General features: G+C 62.1%; 13 protein-coding genes. 5 read left to right on the top strand and 8 right to left on the bottom strand.

All coding sequences use genetic code 11. From position 1 onward, the window contains the following. Positions 1-6: 6 nt before the first annotated feature. Complete coding sequence (gene sbmA / locus THIDRDRAFT_RS17695) at positions 7-1263, bottom strand: peptide antibiotic transporter SbmA (RefSeq protein WP_007042269.1); 1257 nt, start codon at positions 1261-1263, stop codon at positions 7-9. A 304-nt stretch (positions 1264-1567) separates the two neighbouring features. Here sbmA and THIDRDRAFT_RS17690 point away from each other — a divergent pair, with 304 nt between their 5' ends. Both THIDRDRAFT_RS17690 and THIDRDRAFT_RS17685 read left to right on the top strand, forming a co-directional pair. Next, complete coding sequence (locus THIDRDRAFT_RS17690) at positions 1568-2107, top strand: flavodoxin (protein WP_007042268.1); 540 nt, start codon at positions 1568-1570, stop codon at positions 2105-2107. A gap of 440 nt (positions 2108-2547) precedes the next feature. Next, positions 2548-2820, top strand: coding sequence for a hypothetical protein (locus THIDRDRAFT_RS17685; RefSeq protein ID WP_040845268.1), 273 nt, complete (start codon positions 2548-2550; stop codon positions 2818-2820). A 99-nt stretch (positions 2821-2919) separates the two neighbouring features. Here the strand turns inward: THIDRDRAFT_RS17685 and THIDRDRAFT_RS17680 are convergent, their stop codons facing one another. Then, positions 2920-4299 (bottom strand): HDOD domain-containing protein, encoded by a 1380-nt coding sequence (locus tag THIDRDRAFT_RS17680; protein WP_007042266.1) that lies wholly within the window; start codon positions 4297-4299, stop codon positions 2920-2922. A 212-nt stretch (positions 4300-4511) separates the two neighbouring features. Here THIDRDRAFT_RS17680 and THIDRDRAFT_RS17675 point away from each other — a divergent pair, with 212 nt between their 5' ends. Next, complete coding sequence (locus THIDRDRAFT_RS17675) at positions 4512-4976, top strand: EVE domain-containing protein (RefSeq protein WP_007042265.1); 465 nt, start codon at positions 4512-4514, stop codon at positions 4974-4976. A 7-nt stretch (positions 4977-4983) separates the two neighbouring features. Here the strand turns inward: THIDRDRAFT_RS17675 and THIDRDRAFT_RS17670 are convergent, their stop codons facing one another. The 6 genes from THIDRDRAFT_RS17670 to phnD all read right to left on the bottom strand — a co-directional run bounded on the left by THIDRDRAFT_RS17670 (position 4984) and on the right by phnD (position 11096). Next, positions 4984-5340 (bottom strand): hypothetical protein, encoded by a 357-nt coding sequence (locus THIDRDRAFT_RS17670; RefSeq protein WP_007042264.1) that lies wholly within the window; start codon positions 5338-5340, stop codon positions 4984-4986. 124 nt (positions 5341-5464) lie between these two features. After that, complete coding sequence (locus tag THIDRDRAFT_RS17665; protein ID WP_007042263.1) at positions 5465-5824, bottom strand: SET domain-containing protein; 360 nt, start codon at positions 5822-5824, stop codon at positions 5465-5467. A 2-nt stretch (positions 5825-5826) separates the two neighbouring features. Then, positions 5827-8157 (bottom strand): Tex family protein, encoded by a 2331-nt coding sequence (locus THIDRDRAFT_RS17660; RefSeq protein WP_007042262.1) that lies wholly within the window; start codon positions 8155-8157, stop codon positions 5827-5829. Positions 8158-8294: 137 nt separating this feature from the next. Next, positions 8295-8504: a hypothetical protein gene (locus tag THIDRDRAFT_RS17655; protein WP_007042261.1), complete on the bottom strand. Its 210-nt coding sequence runs from the start codon at positions 8502-8504 to the stop codon at positions 8295-8297. 63 nt (positions 8505-8567) lie between these two features. Continuing rightward, the gene (locus THIDRDRAFT_RS17650) at positions 8568-10190 is read right to left on the bottom strand and encodes a methyl-accepting chemotaxis protein (protein WP_007042260.1); all 1623 of its coding nucleotides are present in this window, start codon (positions 10188-10190) and stop codon (positions 8568-8570) included. Positions 10191-10211: 21 nt separating this feature from the next. After that, the gene (gene phnD, locus THIDRDRAFT_RS17645; protein ID WP_159105427.1) at positions 10212-11096 is read right to left on the bottom strand and encodes a phosphate/phosphite/phosphonate ABC transporter substrate-binding protein; all 885 of its coding nucleotides are present in this window, start codon (positions 11094-11096) and stop codon (positions 10212-10214) included. 130 nt (positions 11097-11226) lie between these two features. On the opposite strand from phnD, the gene THIDRDRAFT_RS17640 reads away from it, so the two are divergent. Together THIDRDRAFT_RS17640 and THIDRDRAFT_RS17635 are read left to right on the top strand one after the other, a co-directional pair. Further along, positions 11227-11925, top strand: a complete 699-nt coding sequence (locus THIDRDRAFT_RS17640; protein ID WP_007042258.1) for a 4'-phosphopantetheinyl transferase family protein — start codon at positions 11227-11229, stop codon at positions 11923-11925. Positions 11926-12006: 81 nt separating this feature from the next. Next, a complete protein-coding gene (locus THIDRDRAFT_RS17635; RefSeq protein WP_245535880.1) occupies positions 12007-12309 on the top strand; it encodes a helix-turn-helix domain-containing protein in 303 nt (100 codons plus the stop codon). The last annotated feature ends 87 nt before the right edge of the window (positions 12310-12396 follow it).

The following is a 12396-nucleotide window of genomic DNA, read 5'->3' as shown; positions in this document are numbered from 1 at the left end:
ACGCACTCAGTCGGCGCCGCTTGGGGTAACGTCGGACGAAAGCTCGGACGGTTCGATAATCGGACGCTTCTCGAACGCCGCCTCGAATGCCGCAAGGCGTTTGTGGATGGATTGAAGCTCGACGATGGTCGTCCAGGAATTCACCAGGTACTGGAAGGACGAGGACACCTGGCCGAAGGCGGTCAGGATCTGCTGCAGGATACCGAAGGTCACCTTGCCCGCCGCGATGGTGGGCACCAAGATCAGATAGACGAAGATGTTGTCCGCCTGCAGATAGGTGTAGCGGGCGATGTTGAAATAGAAGTAATGGAAATAGAGTCGGAAATAGTTTTTGCGAACGTTGGTGAAGAGCATCGCCAGCGTCGGCGGCTGGGCCCGGCTCGCATCATCCTCGCCGTAGACCAATTCCTTTCGATAGGCCGCCTCGACCCGCTGATTGCGGAAATAGAGCCCCGGCAGCTTGATTCCCGCCAGTGCGAGCACCCCAGTACCGAAGATCGACCACAACAGGGCTGCGGTGAAGAGCGGGGCCGGAATCTCGCCCACAATGGGCAATTCGCTGACATAGGCCGAAAGCGCAAAGAGCACCGGCAGGAAGGCGAAGAGGGTCATCACCGAATCGACGATCTTGACCCCGAGCGTCTCGACGATGTCGGCGAAGCGCATGGTGTCCTCCTGGATACGCTGAGCGGCACCCTCGATCGTGCGCACCTCCTCCCAGCGGGCGACATAGTAATCGTTCATCGCCGTGCGCCAGCGGAAGACGTAGTGGCTGACGAAAAAGCTGGTCGCCACCACGACCAGGATAGCGACGAAGGCAATCTCACCGAAGTCGACCAGCAGCGAGAACAGCTCGGCGGATGTGACCTCGCTCGAGCCCGAGAGCGCATTCTGCACCGCATCGAAGAAGGGACGCCGCCACTCGTTGATCGCGACCGAGACCTGGACCGAGAAATAGGTCGAGAAGAGGATCAGCGAGGAACCAAGGATCGACCACCAGCGCCAGGGATGCGGATCGAAGCGAAACCAGAACAGCGCGAACAGCACCGTCGCCAGCGCGTAATAGACGTAAAACCAGATGAACTGGGGCGTGACGAAATAGCCGATACCGATAACCGGCGGCGCGTCTTCCGCCGAGGGCGGAAACCCCAGCAACGCACCCAGGGCTTCACCGAACAGATACCAGACCAGAATGCACAGGGTTGCCCAGCCGAGGGCACTCCAAAAGAAGAGCCCGGGCCGCGGAAAGAAGGAACGAAACAAGGGGAGATCTCCCGAGGTGACAAGAAGCGCGCCAGAGTGGCGCGAACCTAGTCGGATCGCAAGAGCCACCACGACACCGGCAAACGCGGAATGGAGGGCCTGGGCGAATTCGACGTCTTTGCTTCGACGCCGGTGCAGGGTGCCGGTTCCCCGTTCGGGAGGGGCTCGACAGAGCCCGACGCAATGATTGATCGGCGATATGGACGCATTTATAATTGATAATAATTATCAATCCGAACGAAATACCGGCATCGCATTGCCACACCATCGTTCCCTCATGCACTCCAACCGGAAGAGGTGACCCATGAAGAAAATCGGACTGTTCTTCGCCACAGACACAGGCAACACGCGCAAGATCGCCAAGAAAATCCAGCGCAAGCACTTCGAGGAAGGCGTCGTCGACATCTGCAATTTCGAGAAGGCGACCGCCGAACTCATCGATGGCTACGAGGCGCTCATCTTCGGCACCCCAACCCTCGGGGTCGGCGAATATCCTCAATCGGTTGAGGACTTTCTGCCCGAGCTGGACAAGGTGGATTTTTCCAACAAAGTCGTTGCGTTCTATGGTCTTGGAGACCAGGAAGGCTATTCGAGCGAATTCGTCGACGCGCTCGGCATGTTCCATGACGAGATCGAGTCGCGCGGCGCCCAAATCGTCGGGGCTTGGCCAACCGATGGCTACGAATATGAGCTATCGCGCGCCGATCTCGGCGACGGCAATTTCTGCGGCTTGGTCCTCGACCTCGACAACCAGGCCGACCTCACCGATGAGCGCCTAACGTCCTGGGTATCGGAGATCGCCCCCGCCCTTCTTGAAGCGGCCGCCGAGCCCGTGACATCCTGATTCGAGAACCGTTTCTTTCAGCCAGCAAGACCCTCCCCCAGCCAGTTCGTATCAGCCACGACAGCCAGGGACCCCCTCGATCGCCCCCCGCGTTTCGTTTCAACGCAACACGCCCCCGCATCAGCAGTCAACTTCGCGGACAAGCTGCAGACATCGCTGCTCCCCCGACGCGCCTCGACGCAAACAACGTCCATGGCGCACGTCAGATCTCCTCGCGGAGTGGAACTCGAACAGCGACTTGAGTATCGTGCCCCGTCGCGCAACCAAGCGTGCAATCGAAGAGACCGAACGCGAGCACCTTCGGCGAGCCAGGACATACCGCGACGGCATGCGGAGCGGCCGGCCTCGACAGAATTCAACCAAACCAATGGCGCTCAATCCCGACTGTGGGCGCCAGGCTGCAGGCAAGACGAGCACTTGAGTGCTCATGGGAGACACTGATGATGAAATTCCAGAATCCATCGACCGGGGCGATCCAAGAGGTCTCATCGATGGCGTGGCTGTGGGTGTTTTTGTTTGGATTCGTCTACTTCGCCGTCAAGGGCGTCTGGTGGCATGTACTGGGCTGGATCCTGTTCGCCATCGTGACCTTGGGCCTGTCCCTGTTGATCTACCCTATTTTCGCCAACGACATCATGCGCAAGCATTATCTGTCCAAGGGATGGATCGAATTGCCGGTCGAAGACGCAACAACGAATCAGCAGCCCGAATAGGCGACCGACCCACAACGCTGCGGCCAAGCCGATCGCTTAGAGCGATCGACTGGACCGCACTCAGGATTGCACTCATAGGCGTATCAGCCGCCGCACGTTTCAGCGGCGCGCCACCTTCACCCGACCCGCCATCTCGGCCGGCAGATCCTGCAATTGCGCACGCAGCTTCGGCAGCACGCGCTGTCGCAGCAACTCATCCAGCGTCAGATCGGGATAGCCGAGCGCGCTCAGATAGTCCGCGATAAATGGTCGCGGCGGGGCCTCTGCATCGGCATGAAGTTCCTGGTAGCAACAGCGTGCCAGGTAGAGCGCAGCCACATTGGCACGCACCTCGACCGGGACCCTGTGTGGAGGCGTAAATTCAGGATAGAGGCTGTAGGCGATACTCTTACAGAGGATGTCGGGCAAGTTCCAGCTACGCATCAGTTCGGAACCCATCGCGGCCGAATCCAGTGTGTCGAACAGTTCGCTGAGCCCCGCGTTGTAGGTCTTGAGCAACTCGATAACGACTAACCCAATGTCGTACAGGACGCCCAAGGTCGCCACCTCGGCCGGCCTGGCGACCTTTAGCGATTCTGACAGCACGAATGCGATCCGTGAGACCTCGATCGCGCGTCGATGGAGCTCATCGAAGAACGGCGTGTCGGGAAGGCTCTGACGCATGCTCTCGGACATGATGACCTGATAGACCGTGTTGTGGCCCATCAGGACGATGGCATGACTGACGTTGGTGATCTTGTGGCTGAAGCCGAACAGCGGGCTGTTCACCACCCGCAGCAAGGTACTGGTCAGAGAGGGGTCCATGGTGACCAGCTCAACGATTTCGTTCTTGGTCGTCCGCTCGTCGAGCATCTTGTTGAGCAGCGTGATACTGGAGACCGGCAGCGCCTTCACCTTGCTGAACAGCTGTTTGACGGCCGGCGACTGAGCGAAACCACCGCTGGACCGAGTGCGGGCGTCGAAGAGCAGATCGATGAAGGATTCCTGCCGGGAGGCAAAGGCGTCGACCGCGTGCCGCAAACGCGTCAGACGTTCGCGATTGGATTGCTCCATGAGACGGTGCAGATACCCCGTCAGCTCATCACCGACCGCCGTTAGCACCTGGGCGTCGAGAATCAGCAGCAAGGTCGAGGCACGGGCGATGGCCGTCGCCTCGTGGCGCGTCGGTTTTGCCAAATCCTGGTTGCAGATCCAGTCGCCTGGACCGAATTCCTCGACAAAGGTCGCCGACACCTGTTTGACCTGCACGCAGCCAGTGAGCAGCAGATAGACCTGCTTCGCCCGGTCGCCACTTTCGAACAAACGCTGCCCGGAGGAAAGCTTCGTCAATTCGGCGAGCTTGAACAGTCGCGTCAGATCCTGATTCGACAGTCCGGGAAAAGCGCCGATCTCCCCAGCCACTTTCATCGCCTTGAGCGCATCGATCTCCTGACCGCCCGACTCGATTTCAACGCTCGACCGCTCTCGTCGCCAAAACATCGACCGCCCCCACTAAACTGAAACATGAACCACGTCCGTGGAGAACCATGCCCGTCCACACAATGGCCCCACCCCCATAGGTCCTTTAAAACACCCTGATCTTAACGCGTCTCGACAACTATCGAGCAGGCAGCGAACCCACTGGACGCACTCGGCAGAGATCACTCATCATCTTGTCCCAAACATCGACATTGCGACTTCCATTCGATGCTATGAACCATTGGCTCTTCAAATCGGAACCCGAAACCTTCGGTATCGACGATCTGGCTGCGCGCCCGGATCGGACCGAGCCCTGGGACGGCGTCCGAAATTATCAGGCGCGCAACATGCTGCGCGACGACATGCGTCCAGGCGATCGCATCTTCTTCTATCACTCCAACTGCAAAGCGCCAGGTGTGGTCGGCCTCGCCGAGGTCGCGAGCCCGCCCCGCCCGGATCCCACCGCATTCGATCCAGAGGCCACGTATTTCGATCCCAAGAGCGACCCGGATCGCCCGCGCTGGTATCTGGTCGACGTGCGCTATATACGCCATCTCAAACGTACTATCACGCTTACCGAGCTCAAGCAGTACGCCGATGGTCCGCTGGAGGATCTGCCACTGGTCCGCAAAGGCAATCGGCTCTCGATCATGCCGCTCACCCAAGCGCAGTGGAACTTCATCCTCGCACTGGAATGATCTGCGGCTACATAAGCCGCGTCACTTGCGCCTCATCCAGGCCCAACATCTGGACTCCGACCTTAAGTCCCTGATCGGCAAAACTGTCGATATCACCCCAGCCATCGCTGGTGTCCAGCAGATCCGACATCAGCTCGCCGATCACGCGCAGCCTATAGGCTCCGTCGGCGCGCTCGGCGGGCGGCGTCTGCTCGGCGCAGACATAGAGCACAGGCTCGGTCTGCCCTTGCGGAACGAAGGCCAGGATATAGCGATAGAAGATTGGCGTATCGGTCTCGATATCGCCGAGCAGCACGGCCGTATGCTTCCCGATGCCATAGCGGCGCTTTGGAATGGCGGTCTTTATCTCTGGACGCTCTTGCATGGTGGCCTCCTGTTTTTAGAGGTGTTTTAAAGTTTTGTTTAACGTGTGTGATTTGTTATTGGGTTGATGTCTGGATATGCTGAACTGGCATAATATGCATTTAGATGGAGTAACAGATGACACATCAATCGCCGCCGGCCCCGTAGTCGCAGGTGATCTCCTCGTCCCGAACGATGGCGCGCCGGGCATAGAGGTCGAAGCCATCGAATTCGGCATTGGGATCGTCGCTGTGATTGACCCAGCGCAGCAGATTGGTCCCGATGCGTCCAATGACATCGCCACTCTCGGCGTCACACACCCAGAGCACATGGGGGCCGTCCTCATCCACTAGCGGCCCGATAAAGGTGCCGATCAGCTCGCCCAACTCGAAGCCTATGCGCGCAAAGCAGCCTCGACCGTGGATCGGTGAGGCTGCGACATAGAGCCGAGCGGACAGAGGATCGGGTACCCTTCCCTGGTGCCTCACCACCTGCGCCCGTTCCATGGTCAGCGTCGCTTGGCCTTGGAGAAGGCGTCGGCCATGGCGCCTCCAGCGGGCGCCGGAGCCGTCGTCGGCTTGCCCCGATCACGGCCGGGCCGATTCTGGGATGGCGGCTTCCCGGAGCGCCCCTGAGGACGCTCGGATCGCTCACTGCTAGGCGCGCCGCGCGGTGCGGACTCGCCCAGACGCATGCTGAGCGCGATACGCTTGCGCTCCAGGTCGACCTCCAACACCTTGACCTTGACCAAATCGCCCGATTTGACGACCTCGTGCGGATCCTTGACGAAACGGTCCACCAACACCGAGATGTGCACCAACCCGTCCTGATGGACGCCGATATCGACGAAGGCGCCGAAATTGGTGACGTTGGTGACCGTGCCCTCCAAAATCATGTCCGGTTTGAGATCCTTCAGCGTTTCGACACCCTCCTTGAACTGGGCGGTCTTGAACTCGGGGCGCGGATCCCGGCCCGGCTTCTCCAGCTCTGAGAGGATGTCCTTGACCGTCGGCAGACCGAAGCGCTCGTCGGTGAACTGCTGCGGATCGAGCCGGCGCAGCGTGGCCGAGTCGCCGATCAGACTGCGGATATCCTTGCCGGTGAACTCGGCGATGCGACGCACCACCGGATAGGCCTCGGGATGCACCGCCGAGCCGTCGAGCGGCTCGTCCCCGTCCGGCACGCGCAGGAATCCGGCGCTCAGCTGGAAGGCCTTCTCGCCGAAGCGAGACACCCCCATCAGCTTCTTGCGGTTGGCAAAGGCGCCGTTGGTCTCGCGGAACTGGACGATGTTCTCGGCCAGGGTGCGGTTGAGCCCGGAGACCTGGGTCAGCAGGGGCACCGAGGCGGTGTTCAGATCCACACCCACGGCGTTCACGCAGTCCTCGACCACGGCATCGAGGGTACGGGCCAGTCGAGTCTGGTTGACGTCGTGCTGGTACTGGCCGACGCCGATCGCCTTGGGCTCGATCTTGACCAGCTCGGCGAGCGGGTCCTGCAGCCGGCGGGCGATGGAGACGGCGCCGCGCAGCGAGACGTCCATCCCGGGAAGCTCCTTGGAGGCGAACTCCGAGGCCGAGTAGACCGAGGCGCCCGCCTCGCTCACCACCAGGGAGCGCAGACCCAGTTCGGGATGGCGCTGGATCAGCTCGCGGGCGAGCTTGTCCGTCTCGCGCGAGGCGGTGCCGTTGCCGATGCTGATCAGCTTGACCGCGTGCGTCTTGGCCAAGACGGCAAGCCGGGCGATCGATGCGTCCCACTGATTCTTGGGTACGTGCGGATAGATGGTGTCGGTCGCGGCCACCTTGCCCGTGGCATCGACCACAGCGACCTTGACCCCGGTGCGCAGACCCGGATCCAACCCAAGTGTCGGCAGACGCCCGGCGGGCGCGGCGAGCAACAGGGCCTTGAGATTGAGGCCGAAGACGCGGATCGCCTCCTCCTCGGCCGCCTCCATCAGACGGTTCTTCAGCTCCAGATCGAGCCGGGTCATGAGCTTGATGCGCCAGGTCTTGCGCACCGTCTCGGCCAGCCAGTCGTCGGCCGGACGGCCGTCATGCCGGATCTCGAAGCGGGAGGCGACCATGCCCCGGCAGACCGCGTCCGGATCCTCGCCCTCGCCCGCCAGCAGCTCCAGGCTCAGCACGCCCTGGTTGCGTCCGCGGAACAGCGCCAGCGCGCGATGCGAGGGGATCTTGGCGATGGCCTCGCGATAGTCGAAATAGTCCGAGAACTTGTTGCCCTCCTGCTCCTTGCCGTCCATCACCTTGGAGATCAGGATGCCCTGCTCCCACAGATGGTCGCGCAGCCGGCCGGTCAGCTCCGGGTCCTCGGCGAAGCGCTCCATCAGGATCTGGCGCGCGCCCTCCAGTGCCGCAGCCGTATCGGCCACGCCCTTGGCCGCATCCACGAACTCGGCGGCGGCCGAGTCGGGCGTCTGGGTGGGATCGGCCAGCAGCGCATCGGCCAGGGGCTCCAGCCCCGCCTCGCGGGCGATCTGGGCCTTGGTGCGGCGTTTCGGCTTATAGGGGAGATAGAGATCCTCTAGACGCTGCTTGGTGTCGGCGGATGCGATCTCGGCCTGGAGCTCGGGTGTCAGCTTGCCCTGCTCCTCGATGCTCTTGAGCACCGCCACGCGGCGCTCGCCCAGTTCACGCAGATAGCCGAGCCGTTCTTCGAGATGACGCAACTGGATGTCGTCGAGACCGCCGGTGACCTCCTTGCGGTAGCGGGCGATGAAGGGCACGGTGGCGCCTTCGTCGAGCAGCCGGACGGCCGCCTCGACTTGGGCCGGACGGGCCGAGAGTTCCTGACTGATCGTCTCGATGAGATTGGGCATGGGGCTACTGATATCCGAATGAATGGGTGCCTTGGAACGCGGTGCTCAGGTTCAAGGGCAGCGAAGTGGGGATGATCGGGGATCGCGGGCGGTTCCCGCACGGGTCGGCGAATCCTGACGCGCGGCGAAGGGTTTGGTCAATCGAGACGGCAGCTTTCGCCGTAGACGGCCATGATGTCCTTCAGTTCGCGCAGCAGTGCCTGTCGCTCCGATGGGTCGAGTCCAAGCGTCTCGGGGAGATCGGCTCCGGATTCCAGCACGGCGATATCGCGTCGTACCTGAAGGCAGCCCTTCTGGCAGATCACCTCGACAAGCGCCTCGACAGAGGAATGGTCCAGCACCGTCACGAGCGACTCGACTCAAGATTGCGGGGGATCAGATTATAAGAATATGACGATTGGGGTCAAAGCTCAGACGCGGAAACGTCCCACCATGGAATCGAGGCTGGTGGCCAAGGCGGACAGGTCATTGCTGGTCTCCCTGGCCTGTTGCGCAGTCATGGTCGTCCGCTCCCGGAGACCTTCGATTTCGGTGATCTGTCGGCTCACCTGTTCGGCGACCTTGGCCTGTCCCTCTACCGCCGAGGCGATCTCGTCGCTCATGGCGTTGATGGTCCCCACGGCCGCGAGAATGGCCTCGAGCGCCGCGTTCGCCTGCTCGGACTGAGACACGCTGGTTTCGGCCTGGGTCAGGCTGCGCCCCATGGCCGAAGCGGCATCCTGACTGCCCTGAGTCAGCTGCTCGACGATCTGGCGCACCTCCTCGGTCGACTGTTGGGTACGGCCGGCCAGGGCGCGCACCTCGCCCGCGACCACGGCGAATCCACGTCCGTGCTCGCCCGCGCGCGCCGCCTCGATCGCGGCGTTGAGGGCGAGCAGATTGGTTCGGGCCGAGATGTTGTTGATGGCGTCCAGCACCGAGCCGATGCGCCCGCTCAAGTCCTCCAGACGTCCGATGACCTCGGACGATGAGGACACCTCGGCAGACAGCACCCGGATGCCCTGGGTGGTACTCGACACGATCGACTGACCGTCCCTGGCCTTGTCCTCCCCGGACCTGGCGGCTTCGGCGGCCTTGCTGCTATTGAGCGCGACCTGCCGGATGGTCTCCACCATCTGTTCCACCCCGTCCGTCACCTGCTGGGTGTGGGAGCGCTCGGTCTCCATGTCTCTTACCAGGGTCGCAGCCGTGTCGTTCAGGGTGCCGGAGACGAGCGTCAACTCCTGCATCTGATGGACGATGGTACGCACCATGTCCTGGAGGCGTTCCATGAAGTGGTTCATGGCCTGGCGCAGCCGGTCGATCTCGCTGTCGCCGCTCACCGGAAGCCGCTGGCTGAGATCACCCTCGCCATGGGCGAGACGCTCGATCAGGGTCGTGGTGTCCTTGATCGGGCGGATCACCTGGCGCAGGAACATATAGCCGAACAGCAGTCCCAGCAGGGTCACCAGTCCGATCGAGACGAGCGCGAGGGTCGTCAGGAACTGGGTCTGGCTGGTCTTGCTGAGTCGATTGGCGCCCTCGATAGCCTCCGCGATCCGTGCGTTCGCGATCCGCTTCGCGGCGACCATGCGGCTCGGATCCAGCCCGATCAGCACATAGCCGAGCAGATCCCCGTCCGCCTCGACCGGGTAGCGGCTTTCGATCGCGTCCTTGGGTCGGTCCTGGGTCTCGGTCATGGTCTCGCCATCGGCGTCCAGATAGAGCGCATAGGCGATATCCGGATCGGACGCGGCCTCGCGCTGGTAGCGCCCGATCAGGTCGAGATCGAAGGTGAGCAGCACATCGGGGGCGGTTCGGGCCATGAAGCGTCCCAGAAGCTCGGCCTTGGTTTCGAGCGCTCGGCTCAGGAGCCGCTCGGATTCCTGCCGCTCCACGCCCAGGGCGTCCCGCGCGATCTCGGTTTGCCGCTCGCTCGATTGCCGCGCCTGGACCTGGAGCAGGCTCATGGCCAGCAGCAGCACCAGGACCGTGATCCCCAGGATCGAGGCCAGAAACCGGAACGCGAGACTCCCAAGGCGTAGATTCTTCACGATGCATCCACCCTCTTCACGTCACAGCTCGGGCGCGCCGAGCCTGTCGTCCACGCGCTTCATGATCGCGCGCAGGTTGTCGTAGTTGGCGTCCTCGGTCGCGACGAAACCGCTGCAGTTGGGCTTGACCTTGTCGAGGATGGCGGGGTCCTTCAGATCCAGCGTCGCCGTCTTGATACGCTCGAACAGATCCTCAGGCATGTCCTTGTGGGCCAGGATCAAAAAGTCCCAGACCGGCTGGGATTTCTCGACGATCCGGATCCTGTCCTCGAACTTCTTGTAGACGCCCTCCTTGATGCCGCCCGCGTCGAAGCGCCCGAGGGCGACGGCATTGGCGACCGCGTCGTGCTTGCCGATGAAATCGTAGCTGGCGAGCTTGTCCAACACGCCGGCCTGGATCAGCATGTCGGCCGGCAGATAGCAGGACAGGGTCGACAGACGCGAGCCGAAGGCGAACGTCTTGCCTTCGAGATCCTGGAGGGATTGAATGTCGGTATCGTCGATCGCAGCGATCACGACCGCGTTGTAATAGGGCTTGCCACCCGTTTCGAGCGTGCCGATCAGCTTGAAGTTGTCCTTGCCGAGCGAGCTCGTCTCGGTCGCCATCACATAGGGCGAGGGACCGAGCAGTCCGAAATCGTAGTGACCGGACTGAAACTTCTGGATCGCGTCCTGGTAGTCCTTGCCGATCTCGAATCGGACCGGCTGACCCAGCACCTCCTCGTAATACTGCACCAATCCCTTGTAACGTTGCAGCAGCTTGGTCGGCTTGGTGATGGGAAGCGTGCCGAAAACGAGGGTGTCATCGGCGAGGAGCGGCGTCGAGACGCCGGCAAACAAGACGGCGACCATGGTGAGCACCGAGAGGATCCTGACCCGCAGAGACCGGGTTGCTGTGGACTTCATATACACCCCCATGCTGTGACCTTGAATGGGAACGCGATCATTGGAATGGATGCGTGACGAGGCGTTCCTCTCTCGAGAAGCGCCGAGGCAGCACAGATGAGAGTAGTCGATATATACGATACGAAAAGCAATGAACGAATCGATACGCTGGATGACGACCGACACACCCCCTGCCCTCGCGGCCAACGCGATCCATCTGTGGCGCATCCGCGCCGACGAGACCGGCATGGATTTGAACACCTGTCTGCGCCTGCTCGGCGAGCGTCAGCGTGCGCGCGCCGAACGGATGCGGCACCAGCCCTATCGCGAGCGCTACATCCGTGCTCAGGCCGGACTGCGGCTGATCCTCGGCCGCTATCTCGACACGGACCCTGGCTCCATCCGTTTCGGCCACGGCCCGGCCGGCAAGCCGTTCGTCGACTCGTCGGGGCATCCCATCGCCTTCAACCTGACGACGACGGGTGATTTGGCACTGGTGGCGGTTGGCGCAGGAAATGGGCCCGACTCCGAAATCGGCGTGGACTGCGAATGGATCCACCCGCGGAACGACATCCAGGCGATCGCCCGGCGCATGTTCAGCCCCGAGGTCGCGGAGTCGCTCGCCCAGCTTCCCGAGGCCGAACGGCTGGAGCGCTTCTATCGCAACTGGACCGCGCTGGAGGCGGATGCCAAGTGCGACGGACGCGGACTCTTCCGCCCGCGTGCGCCGGATGCCGTCGCGCCTCAGGTCCTGAACTGCATCCCCGAGCCCGGCTATGTGGCAGCGGTCGCGCGGGCCCGGCTGCCAGCGGTAGAGCAGTGGTTGGCCTTCGATCTCATCAGGTACTAGTACCACAGATCTGAAATTATCAGGATAAACGAAGACGGCGTCGGTCAATGGCGCCGACGTTGGCTCGACGCCCATGACCGCTTGGCCGCCGCAACGGATCAGCCCAAGCGCCTGCGCGCGGTGATCGAAGCGGTGCTGGCCGATCGTCCGCGCTCCGGGGCTCCAGGCGATTTCACGCCCGAGCAGATCTGCCAGATCATCGCCCTGGCCTGCGAAACACCACCCCCTCCCTTGACCCACTGGACGCGCAAGGATCTGGTGCGCGAGACGATCCAGCGCGGCATTGCGCCAACCATTTCGGCCACGACAATCGGCCGTATTTTAAAATCAGGCCGACCTCAAGCCGCATCGGACCCGCTACTGGCTCAATCTCAAGATTCCTGACGAGGCGGCCTTTCGCGAGGAGGTCCGCACGCTGTGCAAGCTCTATCATCAAGCACAGGAACTCCATGAGCAGGGCGTGCATGTCAT

This window comes from Thiorhodococcus drewsii AZ1 (assembly GCF_000224065.1).
Lineage (GTDB): Bacteria > Pseudomonadota > Gammaproteobacteria > Chromatiales > Chromatiaceae > Imhoffiella > Imhoffiella drewsii.
This window is presented reverse-complemented; position numbering and strand designations above follow the sequence as displayed.

What these genes read in the sequence shown, in the direction of transcription:
- THIDRDRAFT_RS17670 (WP_007042264.1), bottom strand. Translation starts at nt 5,340, where the DNA reads ATGCAAGAGCGTCCAGAGATAAAGACCGCCATTCCAAAGCGCCGCTAT.
- THIDRDRAFT_RS17675 (WP_007042265.1), top strand. Translation starts at nt 4,512, where the DNA reads ATGAACCATTGGCTCTTCAAATCGGAACCCGAAACCTTCGGTATCGAC.
- THIDRDRAFT_RS17640 (WP_007042258.1), top strand. Translation starts at nt 11,227, where the DNA reads ATGAACGAATCGATACGCTGGATGACGACCGACACACCCCCTGCCCTC.
- THIDRDRAFT_RS17680 (WP_007042266.1), bottom strand. Translation starts at nt 4,299, where the DNA reads ATGTTTTGGCGACGAGAGCGGTCGAGCGTTGAAATCGAGTCGGGCGGT.
- THIDRDRAFT_RS17660 (WP_007042262.1), bottom strand. Translation starts at nt 8,157, where the DNA reads ATGCCCAATCTCATCGAGACGATCAGTCAGGAACTCTCGGCCCGTCCG.
- THIDRDRAFT_RS17665 (WP_007042263.1), bottom strand. Translation starts at nt 5,824, where the DNA reads ATGGAACGGGCGCAGGTGGTGAGGCACCAGGGAAGGGTACCCGATCCT.
- phnD (WP_159105427.1), bottom strand. Translation starts at nt 11,096, where the DNA reads ATGAAGTCCACAGCAACCCGGTCTCTGCGGGTCAGGATCCTCTCGGTG.
- THIDRDRAFT_RS17685 (WP_040845268.1), top strand. Translation starts at nt 2,548, where the DNA reads ATGATGAAATTCCAGAATCCATCGACCGGGGCGATCCAAGAGGTCTCA.
- THIDRDRAFT_RS17690 (WP_007042268.1), top strand. Translation starts at nt 1,568, where the DNA reads ATGAAGAAAATCGGACTGTTCTTCGCCACAGACACAGGCAACACGCGC.